The organism is Telmatospirillum siberiense, from assembly GCF_002845745.1.
Classification (GTDB): Bacteria; Pseudomonadota; Alphaproteobacteria; order Rhodospirillales; family Magnetospirillaceae; genus Telmatospirillum; species Telmatospirillum siberiense.
Map to the genome: position 1 here is coordinate 1 of NZ_PIUM01000046.1, position 24085 is coordinate 24085.

The 24085-nt window shown below is 65.0% G+C and carries 21 protein-coding genes; 10 read left to right on the plus strand and 11 right to left on the minus strand.

Features of this window, described 5'->3' with window-relative positions; genetic code table 11:
- Positions 1-668: 668 nt before the first annotated feature.
- From CWS72_RS25275 to CWS72_RS25315, 9 genes are all read left to right on the plus strand, one after another.
- Positions 669-2045 (plus strand): nucleobase:cation symporter-2 family protein, encoded by a 1377-nt coding sequence (locus CWS72_RS25275; protein ID WP_101253442.1) that lies wholly within the window; start codon positions 669-671, stop codon positions 2043-2045.
- Between the two features lie 185 nt (positions 2046-2230).
- Positions 2231-2809 carry an ANTAR domain-containing response regulator gene (locus CWS72_RS25280; protein ID WP_241911887.1) on the plus strand — a complete coding sequence of 193 codons (579 nt, stop codon included), beginning with the start codon at positions 2231-2233 and terminating at the stop codon, positions 2807-2809.
- A 201-nt stretch (positions 2810-3010) separates the two neighbouring features.
- Entirely contained in the window at positions 3011-4306 is a 1296-nt protein-coding gene (locus tag CWS72_RS25285; RefSeq protein ID WP_101253443.1) for a CmpA/NrtA family ABC transporter substrate-binding protein, read from the plus strand.
- A 111-nt stretch (positions 4307-4417) separates the two neighbouring features.
- Positions 4418-5278 carry a nitrate ABC transporter permease gene (gene ntrB / locus CWS72_RS25290; protein ID WP_199175988.1) on the plus strand — a complete coding sequence of 287 codons (861 nt, stop codon included), beginning with the start codon at positions 4418-4420 and terminating at the stop codon, positions 5276-5278.
- Positions 5279-5280: 2 nt separating this feature from the next.
- Entirely contained in the window at positions 5281-6498 is a 1218-nt protein-coding gene (locus tag CWS72_RS25295) for a CmpA/NrtA family ABC transporter substrate-binding protein (protein WP_101253445.1), read from the plus strand.
- A gap of 14 nt (positions 6499-6512) precedes the next feature.
- On the plus strand, positions 6513-7304 hold the full coding sequence (locus CWS72_RS25300; RefSeq protein WP_101253446.1) for an ABC transporter ATP-binding protein: 792 nt from the start codon (positions 6513-6515) through the stop codon (positions 7302-7304).
- Positions 7305-7372: 68 nt separating this feature from the next.
- A complete protein-coding gene (gene nirB, locus CWS72_RS25305) occupies positions 7373-9823 on the plus strand; it encodes a nitrite reductase large subunit NirB (protein ID WP_101253447.1) in 2451 nt (816 codons plus the stop codon).
- Positions 9824-9826: 3 nt separating this feature from the next.
- Positions 9827-10162, plus strand: coding sequence for a nitrite reductase small subunit NirD (gene nirD, locus CWS72_RS25310; protein WP_101253448.1), 336 nt, complete (start codon positions 9827-9829; stop codon positions 10160-10162).
- 221 nt (positions 10163-10383) lie between these two features.
- A complete protein-coding gene (locus CWS72_RS25315; protein ID WP_199175989.1) occupies positions 10384-12999 on the plus strand; it encodes a nitrate reductase in 2616 nt (871 codons plus the stop codon).
- On the opposite strand, the gene CWS72_RS25320 is transcribed toward CWS72_RS25315, so the two are convergent.
- The 8 genes from CWS72_RS25320 to CWS72_RS25355 all read right to left on the minus strand — a co-directional run bounded on the left by CWS72_RS25320 (position 12996) and on the right by CWS72_RS25355 (position 20951).
- A complete protein-coding gene (locus CWS72_RS25320; protein ID WP_101253449.1) occupies positions 12996-14321 on the minus strand; it encodes a DUF2336 domain-containing protein in 1326 nt (441 codons plus the stop codon). The genes CWS72_RS25315 and CWS72_RS25320 overlap by 4 nt on opposite strands.
- Positions 14321-16033, minus strand: coding sequence for a sensor domain-containing diguanylate cyclase (locus CWS72_RS25325; protein WP_101253450.1), 1713 nt, complete (start codon positions 16031-16033; stop codon positions 14321-14323). Before CWS72_RS25325 ends, CWS72_RS25320 begins: the two co-directional genes overlap by 1 nt.
- Positions 16034-16217: 184 nt before the next feature.
- Positions 16218-16484: an RnfH family protein gene (locus CWS72_RS25330; protein ID WP_101253451.1), complete on the minus strand. Its 267-nt coding sequence runs from the start codon at positions 16482-16484 to the stop codon at positions 16218-16220.
- Positions 16485-16587: 103 nt separating this feature from the next.
- Positions 16588-17259, minus strand: a complete 672-nt coding sequence (locus CWS72_RS25335; RefSeq protein WP_101253452.1) for an electron transport complex subunit E — start codon at positions 17257-17259, stop codon at positions 16588-16590.
- Positions 17259-17858, minus strand: a complete 600-nt coding sequence (gene rsxG / locus CWS72_RS25340; RefSeq protein ID WP_101253453.1) for an electron transport complex subunit RsxG — start codon at positions 17856-17858, stop codon at positions 17259-17261. The genes CWS72_RS25335 and rsxG overlap by 1 nt, the downstream gene beginning before the upstream one ends.
- On the minus strand, positions 17855-18934 hold the full coding sequence (locus CWS72_RS25345; protein WP_101253454.1) for an RnfABCDGE type electron transport complex subunit D: 1080 nt from the start codon (positions 18932-18934) through the stop codon (positions 17855-17857). Before CWS72_RS25345 ends, rsxG begins: the two co-directional genes overlap by 4 nt.
- Positions 18931-20403 carry an electron transport complex subunit RsxC gene (gene rsxC / locus CWS72_RS25350; protein WP_101253455.1) on the minus strand — a complete coding sequence of 491 codons (1473 nt, stop codon included), beginning with the start codon at positions 20401-20403 and terminating at the stop codon, positions 18931-18933. Before rsxC ends, CWS72_RS25345 begins: the two co-directional genes overlap by 4 nt.
- 11 nt (positions 20404-20414) lie before the next feature.
- Positions 20415-20951 carry an RnfABCDGE type electron transport complex subunit B gene (locus CWS72_RS25355; protein WP_101253456.1) on the minus strand — a complete coding sequence of 179 codons (537 nt, stop codon included), beginning with the start codon at positions 20949-20951 and terminating at the stop codon, positions 20415-20417.
- 119 nt (positions 20952-21070) lie between these two features.
- On the opposite strand from CWS72_RS25355, the gene CWS72_RS25360 reads away from it, so the two are divergent.
- Positions 21071-21454, plus strand: coding sequence for a GxxExxY protein (locus tag CWS72_RS25360; RefSeq protein ID WP_199175990.1), 384 nt, complete (start codon positions 21071-21073; stop codon positions 21452-21454).
- 384 nt (positions 21455-21838) lie between these two features.
- Here CWS72_RS25360 and rsxA read toward each other — a convergent pair whose 3' ends face one another.
- From rsxA to CWS72_RS25375, 3 genes are read right to left on the minus strand one after another with little or no spacing between them, the layout of a single operon-like run.
- Positions 21839-22405: an electron transport complex subunit RsxA gene (rsxA, locus tag CWS72_RS25365; protein WP_241911888.1), complete on the minus strand. Its 567-nt coding sequence runs from the start codon at positions 22403-22405 to the stop codon at positions 21839-21841.
- A gap of 35 nt (positions 22406-22440) precedes the next feature.
- On the minus strand, positions 22441-22914 hold the full coding sequence (locus CWS72_RS25370; RefSeq protein ID WP_101253457.1) for a SoxR reducing system RseC family protein: 474 nt from the start codon (positions 22912-22914) through the stop codon (positions 22441-22443).
- A 9-nt stretch (positions 22915-22923) separates the two neighbouring features.
- On the minus strand, positions 22924-23922 hold the full coding sequence (locus CWS72_RS25375) for an FAD:protein FMN transferase (RefSeq protein ID WP_101253458.1): 999 nt from the start codon (positions 23920-23922) through the stop codon (positions 22924-22926).
- Between the last annotated feature and the right edge of the window lie 163 nt (positions 23923-24085).

A 24085-nucleotide genomic window follows, 5' to 3' on the forward strand; every position in this document is an offset into this window, starting at 1 on the left:
GTCCTATCCCCGTCCATGCCCCCGGCCCCACCTATTCCCTATCTGGTAAGACGTTTTCCGCAGGCCGAAACCGCAGCAAGGCATCCGTTATAGGAAAAAAGGCATATATCTCCCCGCCCCGCAGAGTGGAACCCAGGCAAGTCCCCACCATGCGCGCCGCAGGGCTCCGAACTCAGGTTTTGATTTTATTAACATCGGAGTCATGGCCGTGCTCGACACACGGCTGTCCGGCATACTTTGTGCGTCACCCCCGTATTGGAGTGATGGCCACAACCAAAACCGTCATTGCCGGACTTGATACGGCAATCCATGATTGCATAGATCGGCCGACGTCATTTGAAGCGGGCACGTGGATGCCCGTGTCAAGCACGGGCATGACGATTCCTGGTGGTGAGCCGACGAACGAAATTGTCGGCGGCAATCGTTTGTTAACCTGGACCCGTTGCCCACCATGCTGCCGAGGCCCTGCTCACCGACAACGAATAAGACCTTCAGGACCGGCCGCCGCCTCCCTCCCGCGATGCCCGGTCTTTTTTTATGGTTTTTTCGGGGCCGGCCCGTGGAACAGTGCAGGTTCCCTCTATCCTCGGAATATCGGCGTGATCTAGGATGCGCGCCAGCTTTCGGCCGAGGGGCGAAAGCGCTGTCTTGTCGAACGGGAAACATCCATGGCCAAAACTGGCGATATTTCGGACGTCGATCGGGTCCTCCCCCTGTCGCGATTGATCATTCTCGGGCTTCAGCATGTCCTGGTGATGTATGCCGGGGCGGTTGCCGTGCCGCTGATCCTGGGCGGCGTGCTGAAACTGCCGAAGGAACAGGTGGCCCTGCTGATCAGCGCCGATCTGTTCGCCTGCGGCCTGGTCACCCTGATCCAGACCATCGGCGTGGGGGGCTTTGGCATCCGACTGCCGATCATGATGGGCGTGACCTTCGCCGCCGTCGGCCCGATGATCGCCATGGCCGGCAATCCGGACTTCGGCCTGCTCGACATCTATGGCGCGGTCATCGGGGCCGGCGTCTTCGGCGTCCTCGTCGCCCCCCTGGTCAGCCGCATGCTGCCCCTGTTCCCCCGCGTCGTCACCGGATCGGTGATCACCATCATCGGCATCACCCTGATGCGGATCGGCATCAATTGGGCGGCCGGGGCCGCCGTGCCCACCGCCCCTGGCTACGGCGATCCGTTCCATCTGGAAGTCGCCTTGATCGTGCTGTTGTCGATCCTGGCCATCATCAAATACGTCAAGGGCTTCCTCGCCAATATCGCCGTTCTGCTGGGCATCGTCATCGGCTTCGTCATTGCCCTGGCCGCCGGCGAGGTAAATTTCGCGGGCCTGGGCGCCGCCCATTGGACCGATCTGGTCTATCCCTTCCAGTTCGGCGCGCCGAAGTTCAGCCTGGTTCCCATCCTCACCATGTGTCTGGTGATGGTGGTGGTGATGATCGAGTCCACCGGCATGTTTCTGGCCGTCGGCGAAATCACCGGCAAGCCGGTCAGCCGGCAGGATCTGGCCCGCGGCTTGCGCACCGATGGCCTGGGCACGCTGATCGGCGGCATCTTCAATACCTTCCCCTATACCTCCTATTCGCAGAACGTCGGCCTGATCGGCGTCACCAACGTGCGCAGCCGCTGGGTCTGCGCCGCCGGCGGCGTGTTCCTGGTGCTGCTGGGCCTGTTCCCCAAGATGGCCTTCCTGGTCGCCTCGGTTCCGCAGTTCGTCCTGGGCGGCGCCGGCATCGTCATGTTCGGCATGGTCGCCGCCACCGGCATCCGCATCCTGGGCGAGGTCGACTATCAGCGGCAGAAGTCGAACGCCTATATCGTCGCCATCAGCATCGGCTTCGGCATGATCCCGCTGGTCGCCGACAAATTCTTCCAGGCCCTGCCGAAGGCGCTGTCGCCCCTGTTGCAAAGCGGCATCCTGCTCACCTCCATCGTCGCGGTGGTGCTGAACGTCTATTTCAACGGCACCGGGACGGTCGCCGCGGCCGAGGCCGAGGTCGAGGAGGCGGCGGAAGCGGCGACGGAAACCGAGATCGGGTGAGGTCAATATTAAAATAAGACCAATCTGCATCATAAATATGCAGCCGCTCATTTGACCGCCCTTCTTTTGAGCACCGCCAGACGGGCATCGGCCGAGATCGAATGGCAACCCCTTGTCATGAGGTGATTCCGCCGGTTGGCATGGATTCTGCGTAAGGAAGCCGTAGGCAGAAGCGCGAGGTGCGAATGACCCTGCGCGTCATCCTGGTCGACGACGAGCCCGAAAGGGCGAAACTGGTGAAGGAGGCTTTGGAGGCGGGCGGATTCGAGGTGGTGGCGGCTTTCGGCACCGGGGCCGGGGTGTCCCGCCGGGTCCGGGATCTCGCTCCCGATGTGATCATCGTCGATATCGACAGCCCCGATCGGGATACGCTGGAAGATATGCGGAGGGTCACCTTCGAACAACGCCGGCCGGTGGTGATGTTCGCCCAGGACGGCGGCGCCGATATCATTCGGGCGGCGGTGGCCGCCGGGGTCAGCGCCTATGTGGTGGACGGGCTGAAGCCCGAACGGGTCAAGCCGGTTGTGGACGTGGCCATCGCCCGCTTCGCGCAGTTTCAGGAAATGCGCGTCGAGCTGGACAAGGCCAAGACCACGCTGGCGGAACGTAAACTGGTGGAAAAGGCCAAGGGCATCCTGATGAAGCGCCGCAACTGCGGCGAGGACGAGGCCTACCGGTCGATGCGCAGGATGGCGATGGACCAGAAGCTGCGGCTGGTGGATATCGCCAACAAGGTGATCGAAGCGGCCGAGTTGCTCGGCTGATTTCACTGCCCGCCGCTCAATGGCGAGACGACGGGCGGGACGGATAGACAAATATGGCCGCCGGGCAATGACGTCCGGAGAGGTCTTCTCAGGAACAAAGGCGTTCCAGGAACGAAATCGGGTGCGACCGCGCCCGCCTTCGTCTCCCGGAACGCCTTTTTTGTCTTTTTTACAATCGCAACCTTTCGACGGGAGCACGAGATGAGCAAGCGGAATCCCCTGACAAGACGCCAGTTCCTGGGCCGCAGCGCCACCGGCGCGGCACTGTTCGCCAGCCTGCGGACCGCCTTTCCCTCGGGCGCCTGGGCGGCGACGGGCGATACTCCGGAAGTCACCGGCGCCACCTTGGGCTTCATCGCGCTCACCGATGCCTCGCCATTGATCGTCGCCAAGGAGAAGGGCCTGTTCGCCAAATATGGTCTGCCCGACGTGCAGGTGAGCAAGCAGGCCTCCTGGGGCACCACGCGCGACAATCTGGAACTGGGCTCGACCGGCGGCGGCATCGACGGCGCCCATATCCTGTCCCCCATGCCCTATCTGATGGCCAACGGGCGGATCACCAAGAACAACGTCAAACTGCCGATGTATGTGCTGGCCCGCCTCAATCTCAACGGCCAGGGCATCTCGGTGGCCAACGCCTACAAGGACCTGAAGGTCGGTCTCGACGCCAGGAGCTTCGGCGAGGCGGTGCGGAAAGCCAGATCGGCCGGCAAGGACACCAAATGCGCGGTGACCTTCCCCGGCGGCACCCATGACCTGTGGATGCGCTACTGGCTGGCCGCCGCCGGCATCGATCCCGACAAGGATGTCTCGACCATCGTCGTGCCGCCGCCCCAGATGGTGGCCAATATGAAGGTCGACACCATGGATGCCTTCTGCGTCGGCGAACCCTGGAACGGCCAGCTGGTCGATCAGAAGATGGGATTCACGGCGCTGACCACCGGCGAAATGTGGGCCAACCACCCGGAAAAATGTCTGGGGCTGCGCGCCGACTGGGTCGACCGTCATCCCAAGGCGGCCAAGGCGCTGCTCGCCGCCGTGCTGGAAGCCCAGCAATGGTGCGACAGCCCTGGGAACAAGGACGAGATGTGCCGCATCGTCTCGGGGCGCGAATGGTTCAAGGTGCCGGTCGAGGACATCGCCGGGCGGGCCAAGGGCACCTTCGATTACGGCACCGGCCGGGTGGTCCAGGACAGCCCGCATCTGATGAAGTTCTGGCGAGACCACGCCTCCTATCCCTTCAAGAGCCACGATCTGTGGTTCCTCACCGAGAACCAGCGCTGGGGGCAACAACCGGCCGGCCTCGACCGCAAGGCCCTGATCGATGCGGTCAACCGCGAGGACCTGTGGCGCGAGGCGGCGAAAGCCGCAGGCGTGGCCGCCGCCGACATCCCCGCCGGCACCTCGCGCGGGCCGGAGACCTTCTTCGACGGCAAGGTCTTCGACCCCAACGATCCCGACGCCTATCTGAAGGCGCAGACCATCCGGCATGTGTGAGGGTGTCTCTATTGCGTCATGCCAGGACTTGATCCGGGCATCCATGACCCCCCGGGTCAAGCCCGGGGGTGACGGGAAAAAGAAGAGACCACAATGGTAAAGGTGACACCGATGACCGCCAAACTCGACAGCCTGGACAAGGCAACATTGATGGGCTCGTCCGCCCCCGGCCTCGGCGGGGCGGCCGGCTGGGTTCGCCGCGTGATCGCCCGTGGCGGCCGCCGCTTCGGCCCCCCCCTGCTGGCGCTCGCCGTCGCGCTGGGCGTCTGGCAGTTCGTCTGCATGCAGGCCGGGGCGGCCCTGCCGCCGCCCTCCAAGGTCGTCACCGACACCTGGGAACTGATCGCCCATCCCCTGTTCGATCACGGCGGCACCGACAAGGGACTGTTCTGGCATCTCGCCGCCAGCCTGCAAAGGGTGGCCATCGGCTTTTCGCTGGCCGCCGTGGCGGGAATCGGCCTCGGCGTGCTGATCGGCCAGAGCGATCTGGCGATGCGGGCCCTCGACCCCCTGTTCCAGGTGCTGCGCACGGTGCCGCCGCTGGCCTGGCTGCCCATCTCGCTGGCCGCTTTCCGTCACGCCGATCCGTCCGCCATCTTCGTCATCTTCATCACCGCCATCTGGCCGATCATCCTGAACACCGCCGTGGGCATCCAGAACATCCCCCCGGACTATCGCAATGTCGCCCGCGTGCTGCGCCTGTCGCCGGCCGAATATTTCCTGAAGATCATGCTGCCGGCCTCGGTGCCCTACATCTTCACCGGCCTCAAGATCGGCATCGGCCTCTCCTGGCTGGCCATCGTCGCCGCGGAAATGCTGATCGGCGGCGTCGGCATCGGTTTCTTCATCTGGGATGCCTGGAACAGCTCGCTGATGAGCGAAATCATCCTGGCGCTGATCTATGTCGGCATCGTCGGCACCCTGCTCGACCGGCTGATCACCCTGATCGGCCGCAAGGTTTCGGGAATCTGATCATGGCGCTCGAAAAAACCCGCCTGCGCCTGGGCATCGTGCCGCTTTGCGACTGCGCCCCCATCGTCGTGGCCAGGGAACGCGGCTTCTTCGCCGAACAGGGCCTCGATGTCGAGATCGCCCGCGAGCCGTCCTGGGCCAACATCCGCGACAAGGTCCTGGTCGGCGCCCTGGACGGCGCCCAGATGCTGGCCCCCATGCCCTTCGCCACGACACTGGGCCTGGGCAATGTCCATCAGCCGATCGTCACCGCTTTCGGCCTCAACATCGGCGGCAACGCCATCACCGTGTCCAACGCGCTGTTCGACCGCATGATGGAGGCCGATCCCGACGCCATGGCGGAAAGACCGCTCACGGCGCGCGCCCTGAAGGCGGTGATCGAGCGGGATCGGGCGGCCGGGGCCCAGCCGATGACTTTCGCCATGGTCTATCCCTTCTCGTCCCATCATTACGAATTGCGCGGCTGGATGGCCGCCGCCGGCATCGATCCCGACCGTGACGTCCGCCTGGTGGTGGTGCCGCCGCCGCAGATGGTGGCCAATCTGTCGGCCGGCAATATCGAGGGTTATTGCGTCGGTGAACCCTGGAACGCCATGGCGAGCAGCCTCGGCCTCGGCCGGGTCCTGATCACCAGCCAGGAACTGTGGGGCGGCCGCGTCGAAAAGGTCCTGGGCGTCGCCGAGGGTTGGGCCGACGCCCATCCCGAAACCCACAAGGCCCTCATCCGCGCCCTGCTGCTGGCGTCCCGCTGGACCGACCAGCCGGAAAACCGGGCGGAAGTCGCCCGCATCGTCGCCCAGCCGCCCTACGTCAACGCGCCGCAGGACGTCGTGCGGGCCACCCTGGAACAACCCGGCGCCCTGATCTTTTCCGCCCATGCCGCCAATTTTCCCTGGCGCTCGCAGGCGCTCTGGTTCCTCGTCCAGATGCGCCGCTGGGGGCAGTTGCCGGCCACCGTCGACATGCGCCGCGCCGTCGACCGGGTGTTCCGCTCCGACCTCTACCGTCTGGCCGCCCTGGAGTTGGACATCGCCGTCCCCCTCATCGACGCCAAGACCGAGGGGGATCACCGAACCCCCTGGACCCTGGCCGAAGCCACCCGGCCGATCGCCATGGGGCCGGACGCCTTCTTCGACGGCGGACGCTTCGATCCGGCCGAGGCGGAGACCCTGGCCAACCATTATGCCCGATCCCCCCTGTCGGCCGCCCTGCGGGCCTGAACGGAGTTCACGAGATGAGCGCTTACCTGAGCATCGAGAACGTCGGCATCACCTTTCAGGGCGACAAAGGCCCCTTCTGCGCCCTGCGGGACGTCAGCCTCAAGGTCGACAAGGGCCAGTTCATTTCCATCATCGGCCATTCCGGCTGCGGCAAGTCGACGCTGCTCAACATCGTCGCCGGCCTCTCGGCGGCAACCACCGGCGGCGTCATCCTGGAAAATGCCGAGGTGACCGCGCCCGGTCCCGACCGCGCCGTGGTCTTCCAGAACCATTCCCTGCTGCCCTGGCTCAGCGTCTACGACAATGTCCGCCTGGCCGTCGACAAGGTCCACAAGGCCAGGGACAAGGCGTGGCGGCATGACTGGACGCTGCACAATCTGTCGCTGGTCCGCATGGAGGAGGCCTGCGACAAACGCCCCGGTGAAATCTCCGGCGGCATGAAGCAGCGCGTCGGCATCGCCCGGGCATTGTCCATGGAGCCCAAGGTCCTGCTTCTCGACGAACCCTTCGGCGCCCTGGACGCCCTGACGCGGGCCCATCTGCAGGATGGATTGATGGAGATCCACCAGCGTCTCGGCAACACCGTGCTGATGATCACCCACGACGTCGACGAGGCTGTCCTGCTCTCCGACCGGATCGTCATGATGGGCAACGGCCCCGCCGCCACCATCGCCCGGATCCTGGCCGTCGACCTGCCCCGCCCGCGGCGGCGCGTCGATCTCGCCTGCGATGCCGCCTACACCCATCACCGCGCCGAGGTCCTGCGCTTCCTGCACGGCCACGATACCGCGCGGGATGCCGCGTGATGGGATTGCGTTTTCTCCCTCTCCCACGAGGGGAGAGGGATTTGCAAAATCTTGAGAGGAACCTCGCCATGACCACCGCCAAACAAAAACTCGTCGTCGTCGGCAATGGCATGGCCGGCATGCGCACCGTCGAGGAACTGCTGAAGATCGCCCCCGACGTCTATGACATCACCGTGTTCGGCGCCGAACCGCAGGTAAATTACAACCGCATCCTCCTGTCCTCGGTCCTGGCCGGCGAGAAGGAGATGGACGACATCGTCATCTCGCCCAGGTCCTGGTACGACGAGAACGGCATCACCCTGTTCACCGGTGATCCGATCACGGCCATCGACGCCGAGGCGCGCACCGTGACCTCCGAATCCGGACGGGTGAGCGGCTATGACGCGCTGCTGCTGGCCACCGGCTCCAACCCGCTGGTGCCGCCCATTCCCGGCATGAACAAGCAAGGCGTCTGTACCTTCCGCGATATCAGGGACGTCGAGACGATGATCGGCGCCGCCCGCGACCATCGCCGGGCCGTGGTCATCGGCGGCGGCCTGCTCGGCCTCGAGGCCGCATGGGGCTTGAAACGGCGCGGCATGTCGGTGGCGGTGGTTCATCTGATGCCGACCCTGATGGAACGCCAGTTGGACGTTGCCGCCGGCCAGTTGCTGCAACGCGACCTCGACCGCCGCGGCATCGCCTTTTTCACCGACGGACAGACCGAGGAGATCACCGGCGAGACCCGCGTCCGTTCGGTGCGGCTGGCCGATGGACGGGAAATCCCGGCCGACCTGGTGGTGATGGCCATCGGCATCCGTCCCAACACCACCCTGGCCAAGGCCGCCGGACTGGACGTCAATCGCGGGATCGTCGTCGCCGACAATATGCGGACCACCGATCCGCGCATCTATGCCGTCGGCGAATGCGCCGAACACCGGGGGCAATGTTTCGGCCTGGTGGCCCCCTTGTGGGACATGGCGAAAGTCTGCGCCCATCATCTGGCCGGCGGCGAGGAGATGCTGTTCACCCCGCCGGCGCTGTCGACCCGGCTCAAGATCACCGGCATCGACGTTTTCTCGGCCGGCGCCCTGACCGCCGCCGGTGAGGAGGATGACGAGATCACCCTGCAGGATGCCGCGCAAGGCACCTACAAGAAGCTGGTCCTGCGCGACGGGCGGCTGGTCGGCGCCGTGCTTTACGGCGATGTCGCCGACGGCGCCTGGTATTTCGACCTGATGCGCCAGGGCACCGATGTCGCCGATATCCGCGCCGGCATGATCTTCGGCCAGGCCCATGCCGAAACGGGCGGCAAGGGCTCAAGCGGCGTTTCCGTCGCGCAAATGTCCGACGACACCCAGATCTGCGGTTGCAACGGAGTCTCCAAGGGAACCATCTGCCGGGCGATCGCCGAGAAGGGACTGACCACCCTCGACGAGGTGCGGGCCCACACCAAGGCCTCGGCCTCCTGCGGGCAGTGCTCCGGCCTGGTCCGGCAGATCCTGGCGGCGAGCCTGGGCACCGACGTGGTCGCCGAAGCCGAACCGGCCATGTGCAAATGCACCGACCGCACCCATGACGAGGTGCGCCGGACCATCCTCGCCCAGCAGATCAAAAGCATGCCCGAACTGATGCGGACGCTCGGCTGGAAAAGCGCCGACGGCTGCGCCAAATGCCGCCCCGCGCTCAACTACTATCTGCTGTGCGCCTGGCCCGGCGACTATGCCGACGACGCCCAGTCCCGCTTCGTCAACGAGCGGGTGCATGCCAACATCCAGAAGGACGGCACCTATTCCGTCGTGCCCCGCATGTGGGGCGGACTGACCAGCGCGCGCGAACTGCGCGCCATCGCCGACGTCGTCGAGAAATACGCCATTCCCACCGTGAAGGTGACCGGTGGCCAGCGCATCGATCTTCTGGGCGTCAAGAAAGAGGATCTTCCGGGTGTCTGGGCCGATTTGGGACAGGCCGGCATGGTCTCGGGCCACGCCTATGCCAAGGGCCTGCGCACGGTGAAGACCTGCGTCGGATCGGAATGGTGCCGCTTCGGCACCCGGGATTCCACCGGTCTCGGCGTCCGTTTGGAGCAGATGACCTGGGGCGCCTGGACACCGCACAAATTCAAGATGGGCGTCTCGGGCTGCCCGCGCAATTGCGCCGAGGCGAGCATCAAGGACTTCGGGGTGGTCTGCGTCGATGCCGGATACGATCTGCTGGTCGGCGGCAACGGCGGCATCGAGTTGCGCGGAACCGATCTTCTGGCGCGGGTCGGCAGCGAGGACGAGGTCCTGGAATATTGCGGCGCCTTCATGCAGCTCTACCGGGAGGAGGCCCGTTATCTCGAACGGACCGCGCCTTGGATCAATCGGGTCGGCATCGACCATGTGAAGGCCCGCGTCGTCACCGACGAGGAAGGACGCCGGACCCTGCATCGGCGCTTCCTGTATTCCCAGCGCTTCGCCCAAAACGATCCCTGGGCCGAACGGGCGGCGAAAGGCATGGCCGCCCATGAATTCCAACCCTTGCGCAAGGTGGGGTGAGCCATGGCGGACTGGATCGAAATCGGCCGGGTCGAAGACATCCCCAAGCCGGGATCGCGCCTGGTGGAAACCGGCAAAGGCCCCATCGCGGTGTTCCGCGGCACCGACGACGCCATCTTCGCCCTTCACAACCGCTGTCCGCACCGGGGAGGGCCGCTGTCGGAAGGTCTGGTGCACGGCCACAAGGTGACGTGCCCCTTGCACAACTGGGTGATCGAGCTGGAAAACGGCGAGGCCGTCGCCCCCGATGTCGGCTGCGCGGCGCCAGTGCCTGTCCGGGTGGCCGATGGCCGTATCTGGATCGAAATCGGCATGCGCCTTGAGGTGGCGCATGGCTGATCGCCGAATCAGTGGCACGCTCCGGGCAAAAGCCCTTCTCCCCTCGCGGGAGAAGGGTTGGGATGAGGGGGTGCCCGCCGACAGGCGGAAGAAAAATGCGCGGTTTCGTGCGTTTTCCCCCTCACCCTCCCACCGCTGCGCGGCGGGCCCCGCCCTCTCCCGCGAGGGGAGAGGGAACGAGTATCCGCGCGCCTGTCGGCAGGGACGCCGTGAGCATCGTTATGGCTGACGCAATTCGGACCACTTGCCCTTATTGCGGTGTCGGTTGCGGGGTCCTGGCGACCCCCGCCGCCGATGGCCTGACCGTCGCCGGCGATCCGACCCATCCCGCCAACTTCGGCCGGCTGTGCGTCAAGGGTGCGGCGCTCGGCGAGACCGTCGGGCTGGAGGGCCGTCTGCTTCACCCGATCCTGCACGGACGCCGGGTCGACTGGAACACCGCGCTCGACCGGCTGGCCGACGAATTTTCGCAGGCCATCGCCCGGCATGGAGCGGATTCGGTGGCCTTCTACGTCTCGGGACAACTGCTGACCGAGGACTATTACGTCGCCAACAAGCTGATGAAGGGCTTCATCGGGTCGGCCAACATCGACACCAATTCGCGCCTGTGCATGTCCTCCTCGGTGGCCGGCCACCAGCGCGCCTTCGGCGCCGACACGGTGCCGGGCTGCTACGCGGATCTGGACGAGGCCGATCTCGTCGTTCTCGTCGGTTCGAACGCCGCCTGGTGCCATCCCGTTCTGTTCCAACGGCTGCAGGCGGCGCGGGCGCAACGCCCGGAGATGCGCCTGGTGGTGATCGACCCCCGCCGCACCGCCACCGCCGAAGCCGCCGACTTGCATCTCGCCCTGAAACCGGGCAGCGATGTCGCCCTGTTCAACGGCCTGCTGCGGCATCTCTCGGCGGCCGGATGCGCCGACCACGACTTCCTGTCCGCCCACTGCGCCGGAAGCGTCGAAGCACTGGCGGAAGCCGGGCTTGAACCCGGTCCCCCCGCCGAGGCCTGCGATCTGGATCCCGGCGACCTGGTCCGTTTCTACGACTGGTTCGCCGCCACCGAAAAGACCGTCACGGTGTTTTCGCAAGGCGTCAATCAATCGAGCGCCGGCACCGACAAGGTCAACGCCATCATCAACTGCCATTTGCTGACCGGCCGCATCGGCCGGCCGGGCATGGGTCCCCTGTCCTTCACCGGCCAGCCCAACGCCATGGGGGGACGCGAAGTCGGCGGCCTGGCCAATCAACTGGCCGCCCACATGGGCTTCGACGAGACATCCCGGGACCGCGTCGGTCGCTTCTGGCGAGCCCCCGCCATGGCGCTCCGTCCCGGCCTGAAGGCGGTGGATCTGTTCCGGGCGGTCGAGCAGGGCCGCATCAAGGCCTTGTGGATCATGGCGACCAATCCGGCGGTCAGCCTGCCGGACGCCAATCTGGTCCGGCAGGCCTTGGACCATTGCGCGTTCGTCGCCGTCTCCGACTGCATGGCCGACACCGACACCACCAGACGGGCCCATCTGCTGCTGCCCGCCCTGACCTGGGCCGAGAAGGACGGCACGGTGACCAATTCCGAACGCCGGATCTCTCGCCAGCGTCCCGTGCTGCCGGTTCCCGGCGAAGCCCGCCCCGACTGGTGGATGATCTGCCGCCTCGCCGAGAGACTGGGTTTCCGCGAGGCCTTCGCCTATGGCGGACCGTCGGATATCTTCGCGGAACATGCCCGCCTGTCGGCTTTCGAGAACGACGGCGCCCGCGACTTCGACATCGGCGCCTTGGCAGGGATCGATTACGATCTTCTGGCTCCGGTTCAATGGCCCGTCCGCGCCGACGCCAGCGGCACGGGCCGTCTTTTCGGGCAGGGCGGCTTCTTCCACGGCGATGGCCGCGCGCGCCTGGTCGCCGTGCGGAACCGGCCGCCGGCCAGCGAACTTTCCCCCGCCCGGCCGCTGGCGCTGAACACCGGACGGACCCGCGATCAATGGCATACCATGACCCGGACGGGAAAGGCGCCGCGACTGGCCGCGCATGCGCCGGAGCCATGGTTGGCCATGCATCCGGCCGACGCCGCCCGGCTCGACATCGATGACGGCGCCACGGTCAGGGTGGAAAGCGACTATGGCCGGGCCTTGCTGCGTGTCACCCTCGATTCCACCCAGCGCGCCGGCGAGGTTTTCGCCCCGATGCATTGGAACGATCAATTCGCCGGCCAGGCCGTGATCGGCAAATTATTGGCCTCCAACACCGATCCCTTGTCCGGCCAGCCCGAACTGAAATTCGGCGCGGTGCGCGTCGATCCGGTCCCCCTGGCCTGGGAGGCCGTTTTGTTGAGCCGACGGCCGGTCACCGACTGGCCGGCCGACATTATCTGGAGTCGGGCCGCCGGCGAAGGCCACCACATCCATCGGCTGGCCGGCGTAAAGCGCATCGAAAACTGGGCGGCATGGTGCCTGCGGCATTTGGGCGAGGGCGTCTGGCTGGACTATCAGGACCGCCGGATCGGCCTGTACCGGGCCGCGAAGATCGATGACGAACGGCTCGATGCCCTGCTGTTCGTCGCGGCCCCCGGCCGGCGGCCAGACCCGGCTTCCTTAAGCGCGCTCTTCACCGGCCCCGCGCCGCGCCGACGCATCGAGCTGCTTGCCGGCGGCGGAATCGCCGGCGACGACCGGGGACCGATCATCTGCGCCTGCCATCAAATCGGACGAAAAACCATCCTCGATGCCATCACCGGCCAGGGCCTCGGATCCATCGCCGACATCGGCACGGCCTTGAGGGCGGGAACCAATTGCGGTTCCTGCGTGCCGGAACTGCAAAACCTGCTCGGTCTGGCCCGACCTTAAGGGCCCGGCTTGCTCTGGCCCGCCCGGAACATATCCAGTTGCCAGGCCATCTCCTCGTTGCTCAGGCGGTAACGATCGCCCTCTCCGGGCTGGAACACCTCGTCCGGCGCGATGTTGCCGAACCGCATCTGCAATTCGAGGGCGAAAGACGGGGAAAGACCGGCCGCCCAGGCCAGAGAGCAGATCGCCCGCGCCGAATGGGCGGCCGCGATATCCAGAACGGTCTTCACCTCGATATCCGCGAGGACAGCCAATCCGGCCACGAGATCGTCGTAATGGTCGGTGAGCAGCGACACCGTGACCGCCATCTCGTCCAACTGTCCGGCGGACCGCAAAGCCCGCATTCGTTCCAACGCCGGCTGATAGGAAATCTCGCCCGCGGCCCCGGATGGCGCCATCCCGTTCGCCGGCTTGGTCTCGATGGAGATCTCCCCCGGTCGATGGCGCAAGCTGTCCTCGATCGCCTTGGCGACGGCGGATGCCGTCTGCGGCGGAAGATCCCTGCGCGAAAGAATATGGTCCAGCACATGGGGAGCCGCCATCTCCACCACCCGATCCAGGGCGGCCTCGCTCAATTCGCGGCGGAAGACCAACGGCTCCTGCCAGCTCGGCTCGGCCGAAGCGCCGTCGATCAGGGCATCCAGGGTCTCCTCCTGAAGATTGATATTGGCGTTCTTCAGGAGATGGGTAATGGCGGGCGGATCGCTGCTGGCGACGATCGCCGCCGAGACCCGGGCGTCGACATAGCGGCGCCGGGCGATGGCGGCCAACACGCCTTCCGCCGGCCCGGCCTCGATCAACGCCAACAAATCGGCATCCGACAGCAGGGGGGAATATTGCAGGACCGGCGCGGCGACAGCGATCTGCCGATCCCGAGCCAGCTTGCCGATCACCGCCGGATCGACGTCGGCGGCCTCCTTCAAGGCATTGGAGGCGAGGGCCCGGATGCGCACGACGGAATCGTCGGCCAGTCGGGCCATCACCTCGTCCATGATCTCCTTGGAACGCGCCTGATCCGGAGAAATGCCCACGTGATGTCCAAACTGGACGATTTTCGCGGCCACTTCCTGGCGTACCGAGTGCTCGGCGTCGCCCGCCAGGAGCAAATTGCCCTTCGCCGGCGTCCTGGGATTGGCCGCCACGGTCCGGCGAACCTCGGCCAGTTCGTCGCCCGCCAGGAAATACAGGACTTCCGGGGGCGCGTCGGCGCGTCCCGCCAGCTCCCGACGCCGTTCGACGTCGGAACTGGCCGCGATATCGCGCGCCTCCTCGTAGGAAAGGACCGGTTGTTCGGGCATGGGGGTTTCCGTTTCGGGGCTCATCAGCGGGCTCCCGCCGGCGGAGCGACGGCATAGCTTCCCTTGCCGGCGCGCTTCACGGCATACATCGCCATATCGGCCCGGCTGACGAATTCGTTGATGCCCTCGGCCGTCTTCGGATCATGGATGGCGATCCCGATGGATAGCTTCAAGGGACGGTCCGGCGCTCCGGAATAGGAGATCAAGGCGCCGGCGGCGGCCAGGAAAACCTGGGCGCGGTTGATCGCCACGGCCTCGTCCGCATTGTCCAGCCAGACGGCGAACTCGTCGCCGCCGAGACGGGCCACCAGATCGGTGCTTCGCGTGTTGTTGCGCAGGATATCGGCCAGGAAGCTCAGGGTCTCATCGCCTTTGGCATGCCCGTGCAGATCGTTGACCAGCTTGAAGTTATCGAGATCGAGATAGACCAGGGCGGCCGTCTTGACGTCGCGTTGCAGACGTTTGAAGCGGCGTTTCATTTCATCATAGAACCCCCGGCGATTGAGCAGGCCGGTCAGCGGATCGGTTCTCGACGCGTCGAGCAGAAGGCGGTAACTCGCCCGCTGTTCGATGGCGGCGGCGATCTGCCCGCTCAAGGACGACAGCAATTGCAGGTCGCCGTCGGTCCAGGCGCCATGGCTGGGATTACGCCAAAGAAGGACGGCACCGACCATTCGCCCCCCGTAGACGGCCCCGGCGATCATGACGGACTGTCCCCCAATGTCGGCCACCAGCGGCTGCTCGCGTTTCTCATCGAGCAGGTTATCGAGAAGCGCCTCGGTCTGGTCTGGTGTTCCGACATTGCCAAAACTCACCGTAAGAGTGAGCTGCGGGCGGCTGATCGGGACATCGAGCCGCAGCACCGTGGTGAAGATCTGGCATCCGCTGGCGCCGAACCCGTGGGTGCTGGTACTGGCCGCCACCTGCAGCATGTCATTCGGGTCGGCCTCGTGGCGGAAAACGTTGGTGATGCGTTGAAATATCCGCTCCCGGTTGCGCTGTTCGGCCAGGAACCGCTGATGGCGCCGGGCTTCCGTGACGTCACGGCAGACGCCGCGGGCGCCCCGCCAGTCGCCCCGCTCGTCATAAAGAGGCACCGCCGAGACTTCGAAGCACAACAATCCGCCGTCGACATGGCGCATCCATATTTCGACGTTTTCCACCGCGACCGGAGTCGAAAAAGGCGAAATCGCCGCCTGGGGCGCGGTGGGCTCCAGAAGCTCGTTGGGCCGGCTGCCGATCAGATCCCGGGGGCTGACCCCGGCCAGCCCCTTCGGCGTGACCATGCTGAAGGTGCCGTCCGCCGCCGTCTCCCAGGCGTAGTCGCTGGAAACCTCGACCAGGGTCTTGAAGCGGGCCCGCGAGGTGACCAGGGCGTTCTGCAGGCTGAGATCGACGCTACGATCCGCCGCCAGCACCAATCGCCATCCGGGCAAGACCAGCGGCATGACGAAAAGATCGAAAATACGGGGCCCGGTATGCCCGGTCACTTCGACGCGTCTGGCCGGCTGCCCCGGAGATCGGGACTGGTCGAGACATGCGGCGACGGGACCGCTCAAATGCGTTCCCCCCGTCGCGAGCAGACCATTTTTTTCGGAAAACAGGCCATTGGCGATGACCACTCGCGCCTCTGGATCGATGATGCAGGCGGGCTCACCGCAAGAGCGCACGGCATCGGCGTCGAGACGTAAATCGACATCGGCAACATCGCCGTCGAACGTTCCGTCTCTCGCCATTCTTCTGTCACCCGCCAATACTTCACGGCAACCCTTCCACCATCGGGCGCCGGCTCAATCCGTTCTATATAATATAGAATGACAAAATGCGCCCTTATCTTCCGGTATCACCATATTCCAGAAGATAGCCGGCGGGAATCGTCCGCCCTCCCCTGCCCCCGGCCTTCCGGCCGGGGCGGCCTCGTCATTCCGTCTTTTCGCGACGCCTGACGGTGGCGGGATCGGCGATGATCGGGCGGTAGATCTCGATGCGGGCGCCATCGACCGCCGGCGCGTCGAGCGCCACCACCTTGGTGTAGATGCCGACCTTCTGCTGCTCGAGATCGATCTCGGGAAACCGTTTCAGGATGCCCGATTTCTCGATGGCCTGCCGGATGGTGGCTCCATCCGGCAATTCGACGCTCAAGACCGCTTGCTTGGCCGACGTGACATAGGCGACGGAAACCTTCATGACGATCTGGTCCTCACGATATATTACGCCTGCGCTTCGCTTTGGCGGGCTCAAACGCCGCTCGGGCTTAAGACCTGGCCGCGATCATTTCGCGACCAGGTCATTAAAAAGAATGGGCCCCGGCCAGAACGATCGGCTTGCCGGCCCGGATGTCGAGCTTGCGCTTGATCGCCAGCAACAGACCAAGCGCCAGGAAGCCGCCCGGCGGCAGAACCGCCACCAGCACGCCGCAATCGGCCGGAAAAACGCGGGTCTCCATGAACTGGAAAGCCGGCCCGAGCAGAAGATGCGCATCGGCGAACAGGGTTCCCGACCCGACGATTTCGCGCATGGCGCCGATGGTGGTCAGGGCGGCGGTGAACCCGATCCCCATGAACAGGCCATCGAGGAAAGAGGCGACCACCGGCTCCTTCGAGGCGAACACCTCGGCCCGTCCCAGCGGCAGGCAATTGGAGACGATCAACGGGATGAACAGGCCAAGGACTTTGTACAGCTCGTGCATCCAGGCGTTCAGGGACAGATCGACGACGGTGACCATCGCCGCGATGATCAGAATATAGACCGGGATGCGCACCTCACGGGTGATATAGCCCCGGAAGGCGGCGATCAGCAGATTGGAGGTGGCCATGACGAAGGCGGTGGCCAATCCCATGCCGAGTCCGTTGGTGGCGCTGGTGGTCATCGCCATGGTCGGGCACATGCCCAGCATCTGAGCCAGCACCCCGTTGTTGTCCCACAAGCCGTCGCGGACGATCTGACGATATTGGGTAGCCATTACTTGTCCTCCACCAACTGGGCCTTGTGGGCGGCAAAGAATTCGAGTCCGACCTTGATGGCGCCGACGACGCCGCGCGGAGTGATGGTGGCGCCCGAGAACTGATCGAACACGCCGCCGTCCTTCTTCACCTTCCATTTGTCGACCGGCGGATCGGCGAGCGACAGGCTGGTGAAGCGGGTGATCCAGTCGCTTTTCGCCGGATCGATGCGATCGCCGAGGCCCGGCGTTTCCTTGAACTCCGTCGCCCGCACGCCGAGAATCCTGCCATCCGCGGCGACGCCCAGGATCAGCCGGATCTCGCCGCCATAGCCGGCGCCGCTGATCTCATAAGCCACACCGGTCACCTTGCCGTCCTTGGTCGCCCGATAGACGGTGACATCCTTGCCGGCGTCATTTTTCACCAAGACGGAATCCTTGGCCGGATTGTTGTCATGAATGCCGGGCGGAATGACCTGGGTGAGCGAGGTCTGCAAGTCCTCGACGGCACGCAGGCTGATCTCGTCCTTGGTAAACAGATTGGTCGTGGCCACCAGAATGCCGAAGCCGAGGCAAAACGCTCCCAGCACCAACGCATGGATCAACGTGCGCGGGTTCATTTCCCCCCCTTCACTTCCAGAGGCTCACCCTTGCGGGTCCGGCCGAAGACGCGCGGCCGGACATGATGGTCGATGATCGGCGTCAGGGCGTTCAGAAGCAGAACGGCGAAGGCCATGCCCTCGGGATAGCCGGCGAAGGTCCGGATGATCCAGGTCAGCAGACCGATGCCGATGCCGTAGACGATCTGTCCCTGCCTGGAAACCGGCGAGGTGACGTAATCGGTGGCGATGAAGAAGGCGCCCAGGAAGGTGGCTCCCGACATCACATGGAACAAGCCGTCGGCGAAGCGATCGGGATTGATCAGATTGAACAGGGACCCCAGGACGAACAGCGAGCCCATCACCGCCACCGGCGTATGCCAACTGATCACCTTGCGCCACATCAGGAACAATCCGCCGGCCAGGATCAGCAATGCCGAGGTCTCGCCGAAACTGCCGGGATGCATGCCGAGCGCCATGTCCATCAGATCCGGCACATGATGGATCGATTCGGAAACCGGAACGCCGCGCGACAATTCCGTCTTCACATAGCCGAGAGCCGAGGCGGCGCTCATGGTATCGGGCGGAGCGGCGCCGGCGAAGGTGATGGCAAGACTATCGAGGAGACCCGGCGAGCCGTTCGAGAACAAGGGGCGCGGCGCCACCCAGGCGGTCATCTTGACGGGAAAGGAGACCAGCAGGGCGACGCGGGCCACCATCGCCGGATTGAACACGTTCTGCCCCAAGCCACCGAACAGATGCTTGGCCAGCCAGATGGCGAAAATCGCCCCGACCACCCCGATCCACCAGGGAGCCCAGGGCGGCAGGCTCATGGCCAGCAGCCAGCCGGTGAGCGCGGCCGAACCATCCTTGAGGGCCGGCGCCACCGGTTTGCCCATCGAGGCCAGGCATCCCGCCTCGACCAGCAGGCAGGAGCCGATGGTGACGAGGAACAGGACGATCGATGGCCAGCCGAACAGCCAGGCGTCGAAGACGGTGGCCGGCACCAGCGCCCAAAGGACCAGGGTCATGGTTTTGGAGACGCTGCTGGGCCCGTGGGTGAACGGCCCGCTCTTGTCGGTATAAGACCCGGTCATTGGCTCGCCTTGTTCTCTGATGGGACGGATGCCGCCTTGCGGGCCGCCGCCGCCGCCGCCGCGGCTTCACGCTTGGCCTGGGCTTGCCGTTCGAGACGCTCGACCCGCGTTTCGGACAGTGTCTTGACCCGGTCGAGCCGGCGCCGCTCGCGGTCCCGGGCGGCCAACTCGCCTTTCGCGTAGTTGAAATATTGCACCAGCGGAATGTGCGACGGGCAGATATAGGAACAACTGCCGCAGGAGAAGCAGTCGGTCACCCCGATGCCCGCCGCGGCATCGAGATTGTCCTTGCGGATGAAGGCCGCCATCTCCACCGGCACCAGCCCGCAGGGGCAGATGGTGACGCAGCCGCCACAGCGGATGCAGGGCTGGGTGGGCCGCTCGTTGGCCTCGGCAACGGTGAGCGCCAGGATGCCCGAGGTTCCCTTGACCACCGGCACCTCAAGGGACGGCAGGGGCTGTCCCATCATCGGTCCGCCATTGACGATCCGCCGGGGCTCCTCGCGTAAGCCGCCGCAAAAGGCGATCAATTCCGAAACCATGGCGCCCAGCGGCACCTCGATGTTCTTTCCCTGGGCGACGGCGCCGCCGCTGACCGTCACCACCCGGCGCGTCAATGGACGGCCGAAGCGCACGGACTGATGGACGGCGCGTGCCGTGCCGACGTTGTGGACGACCACGCCCAATTCGGCGGTCAACTTTTTGGCCGGCGTTTCCCGGCCGGTGATGGCCTGGGTCAGATGCCGTTCCGATCCCATCGGATATTGGACCGGAACGTCGATCACCTCGATGGCGTCGAAGCCGGCGGCGGCGGCACGCATGGCCTCCAGGGCCTGCGGCTTGTTGCGCTCGATGGCGATGACGATCCCGGGCGCCCCCAGGGCATGGGCCATGATCCGGGCCCCGTCGACGATCTCGGCGGCATATTCGCGCATCAACCGGTCGTCGCAGGTCAGATAGGGTTCGCATTCCGCCCCGTTGATCAGCAGCGTCTCGATCTTCTGCTGACTGCCCAGGTTGAGCTTGACCGCCGCGGGGAAAGTGGCGCCCCCCAGGCCGACGATACCGGAACTGGCGACCCGTTCGCGGATGGCGTCGCCGGATAGGGAGAAGGGATCCTCAATGGGGTCCGGCAGGTCGGTCCACTCATCCTTCCCATCGGGTTCGAGAATGATGGTGAGCTGTGGCAGCCCCGAGGGATGGGGCGCGGTCACCGTGGTGATCTCGACAACGACGCCCGAGGTCGAAGCATGGGTCGGTGCCGATACCGCTCCCTGGCCGCGCGCCAGCAGATCGCCCTTCCTGACTTTTTGCCCGACGCTGACCACCGGCTCGGCCGGCGCTCCGATATGCTGCTGCAAGGGCAGATAAAGCCGGGCCGGCATGGGCAGCGCAACGATCGGCTGCTCGGAGGTCAGCTCCTTGCGGTACTTCGGATGGATACCGCCGCGGATGGGAAACAGTCGCATGGCCGCCCTCCTCACTGCAGCGCCGCGGCGCCGGGCTTGTTCCAGCGCCAGTCACCCAGAGTGACCGGAACCTGGCACATCTTGATCGCCTCGGTCGGGCAGATCTTGAAACATTTGGCGCAGCCGTGGCAGTTGTCGCGGATCACCGTATGGATCTGCTTGGGCGCGCCGACGATGGCGTCGGTGGTGCATTCGTTGGTGCAGCGCAGGCAGCCGATGCACAGCTCCTCCTGCACGAAGGCGTATTGCGGAACGCTTTCCTCGTGATCCGACAGATCCGCCTTGACGCCCAGGCGTTTGGACAGGGCTTCCGCCACCGACTTTCCGCCCGGCGTGCACAACGTCACCGGAGCCTCGCCCCGCGCCAGCGCCGCCGCCGCCTGACCACAGCCGACATAACCGCACTGGCCGCACTGTGCCCCCGGCAACAGGGCGGCCAACTCGACCTCCAGCGGATCTTCCTCGACGGCCAGATAACGGGCGGCGACCCCCAAAACGGTCCCCAGCGCCGCCCCCAGCGCCGCCAAACTGCCGATCGCGATCAACATGACCCCATCTCCTCCCGTTTCGCGGCAACCATCGACGGATACGATCGCGTTGCCAAATCGGAAACATCGCGATAGCCTGAGGTCGGAATGAACCACCAAGGCACCAAGGCACCAAGGCGATGGAACCTTCCTCGGCCCACGACTTTGTTTCTCGCGAAATCGTCGATTCGGCTTTCGCCGTGCATAAGGCTCTCGGCCCCGGCCTGCTCGAATCCGTCTACGAGCAATGCCTTGCCTATGAACTCGGCACCCGCGGTTTCGCCGTTGCACGGCAGGTGGTCTCGCCCGTCATTTACCGAGACATCCGTATCGACGGAAGTTTCCGCATCGACATGATCGTCAACGATTTGATCATTGTTGAAATCAAAGCGACCGAAAGGCTCGCCGCCATTCACCAGGCACAACTTCTTACCTATCTCAAGCTTTCGAAGCGCCGGCTTGGCCTGCTGATCAATTTCAACGTCCCCCGACTCAAGGACGGCATCCGTCGCATGGCCTTGTGAGATCCACCTCATCGCCACACCGGCAACGCCACGACGGTCCGGCGATGGAGAAACCACCAAGGCATCAAGGCGACAAAGCAACAAAGCGCGCCGCAGGCGTCTTCCCGTCCGGCCGACGATGTCGCCCCGGATAACCGAATGAAAGCCTGCGGCGCTCCCGCCTAATCCGCCGCCCGCTCTTGCGGGGAACGCCGTGGTGCCTTGGTGCCTTGGTGGTTCACTTGCGTTATGAACCGCCATGTCCCATCCGGAAGGCGTCGCCACACCGGATGACCGAACGAACGCCTGCGGCGCGTCCGCCTGATCCGTCGTCCGCTCTTTCGGGGAACGCCTTGGTGCCTTGGTGTCTTGGTGGTTCATCTTATCTTGGCGGTTCATCGTCAATCAGTTCGCGCTGATGCCGGAAAAGCCCATGAAGGCGAGCGCCAGCAGGCTGGCGGTGACGAAGCCGATCGGCGGGCCGACGAACAGGCGCGGCACGTCGTTCAAGGCGATGCGTTCGCGAAGACCGGCGAAGATGACCAGGATCAGGCTGTAGCCGAAGGCCGAGGCGAAGCCGTAAAGCATGCTGTGCATGAAGTCGTGCCGGCTTTGCACGTTGAGCAGCGGAATGCCCAGCACCGCGCAATTGGTGGTGATCAGCGGCAGATAGATGCCCAGCGTCTTGAACAGCGAAGGCGAAACCTTGCGGATCACCATCTCGGTGAACTGCACCACGGCGGCGATCACCAGGATGAAGGTGATGGTCCGCAAATAGCCCAGATCGAACGGCACCAACAGAAAGACTTCGACGGCCCAGGCCAGGATCGAGGACACGGTCATCACGAAGGTGGTGGCCATCCCCATGCCGACCGCCGTGTCGATCTTGGTGGTGACGCCCATGAAGGAACACAGGCCGAGAAAGCGGACCAGCACGACATTGTTGACCAATGCGGCGCCCACCATGAGCATAATGAATTCCTGCACGTGCCCCATTGTTCGACCCTTTAATCCGTTGGGCAGTTGTCGCCTTGCCCCTCGCCCCGGGCAAAACGGAGAAAATAAGGAGACAGCTCGCCCCGGGCATCCAGGCGGGAAGCCCGGTGTTTGGCGATCAGCAGACCGGCGATCAATCCAGCCACCGCGCCGATGGCGGCGATGACATCGTTGTCGGTGGCCAATTGCCCGACCAGCGCGATACCGACCATCAGCAACAGGGGAATGGCATAAGCCGTCGCCGAGGCCTTGAGCAAAGCGTGCTCGGACAGGCCGACCACGATGCGGTCGCCGACGGTGGCATGGAAGGTATCGGCGATGGTGAAGCGCCGTGAAGACAGCCGCCGACCAGGCTCGCCGCCTTGGGCCGAGCAACTGCCGGCCGACAGGCATCCACCGCAGGCATTGGCCTTTTCAGGCTCCAGCCATGCGACGACGCCATCGGTGGAAATCACGCGGGCGACACTTTCGACCACCCCGTCCATTGGCTTTGCCTAGCTCTTCAACGTCTCGGTGACGCCATCGGGCGTGACGAAGATGGCGGTGATACCGCCGGCGGCGGCCACCATTTCGGCCCGGCGGCTCCGCGGCACCACGGACAGCGGCGTCGAATAGGCGTTCGCCCGGGTCGCCGAGGAGGCGATGACGGTCACGCCGGCGAGACGCGGCGCCGTCTTGCCGCTGAAGGGGTCGAACAGATGGGTGAAATTGCCGGCGGCATCGAAAATCGTGCCATAGCCGCCGGACGTGGCCACCGCCTGGTCGATGACATCGATTTCGGTGATGGCCTGTTTCGGCTCGGCCGGATTGGCGATGGCGACACGCCAGGCCGAACCGTCGGGCTTGGCCGCCACGGCGCGCAACTCGCCCATGTCGACCAGCATGTTCTGGAAGCCATGACGGCGCAGAATGGCGGTCACCCGATCGGTGATGTAACCCTGACCGACGGAATCCAGCGACAATCCCATCCCGGGTTTGGCCAACGCCACCCGGCCACGCGCCGGATCGATCTCGATGCCGCGCCAACCAACCTGGGCCAGGGCCTCGCGGATCGTGGCGGCGGAGGGCCCGGCGGGATCTTCCGAACCGCTGGTGAAATGCTGGAAATAAGCGTTCCACAGGGGTTGGATGGTCGGTTCGAACCAACCGCCCGTCCGCTCCGCGATATCCTTCGAATAGGACACCAGTTCGATGAATTCGGCGGGAGCGTCTTCGACGACACCCGTCTTGTTCAGTTGCGAAATCACGCTGTCGGGGCGGAACAGGCTGAACATCCGTTCCATCCGCGCCAATTCCGCCAATCCCTCTTCGACGGCGGCGCGCGCCTTGTTTTCGTCCGTGTGATAGAGCTGGATGTAGGCGTCGGCGCCCAGGGAAAAGCCTTTCCACCGCAGAATGTGCGGATGGTCGCTGGCGGCCCTGGCAAGCAGTGGCAAGCCGGCGGCTGCGGCCAGAACGGTGATGGCGCGACGGCGGGAAATGCGAACGGACATGGAAGTTTGGCCCTCCCCAAAAGGCGCAACTGGATGACCTCCGCACGGCCTCGATGGCTGAAAGCCGTACGTCGGGCGGGGGGATTATTCGTGGAGCGCACGAAAAAGTCTAGTCAACTCTCGATCGAGATTTTCCGTCTTTCTTGCCCAGAAGTTGACGCTC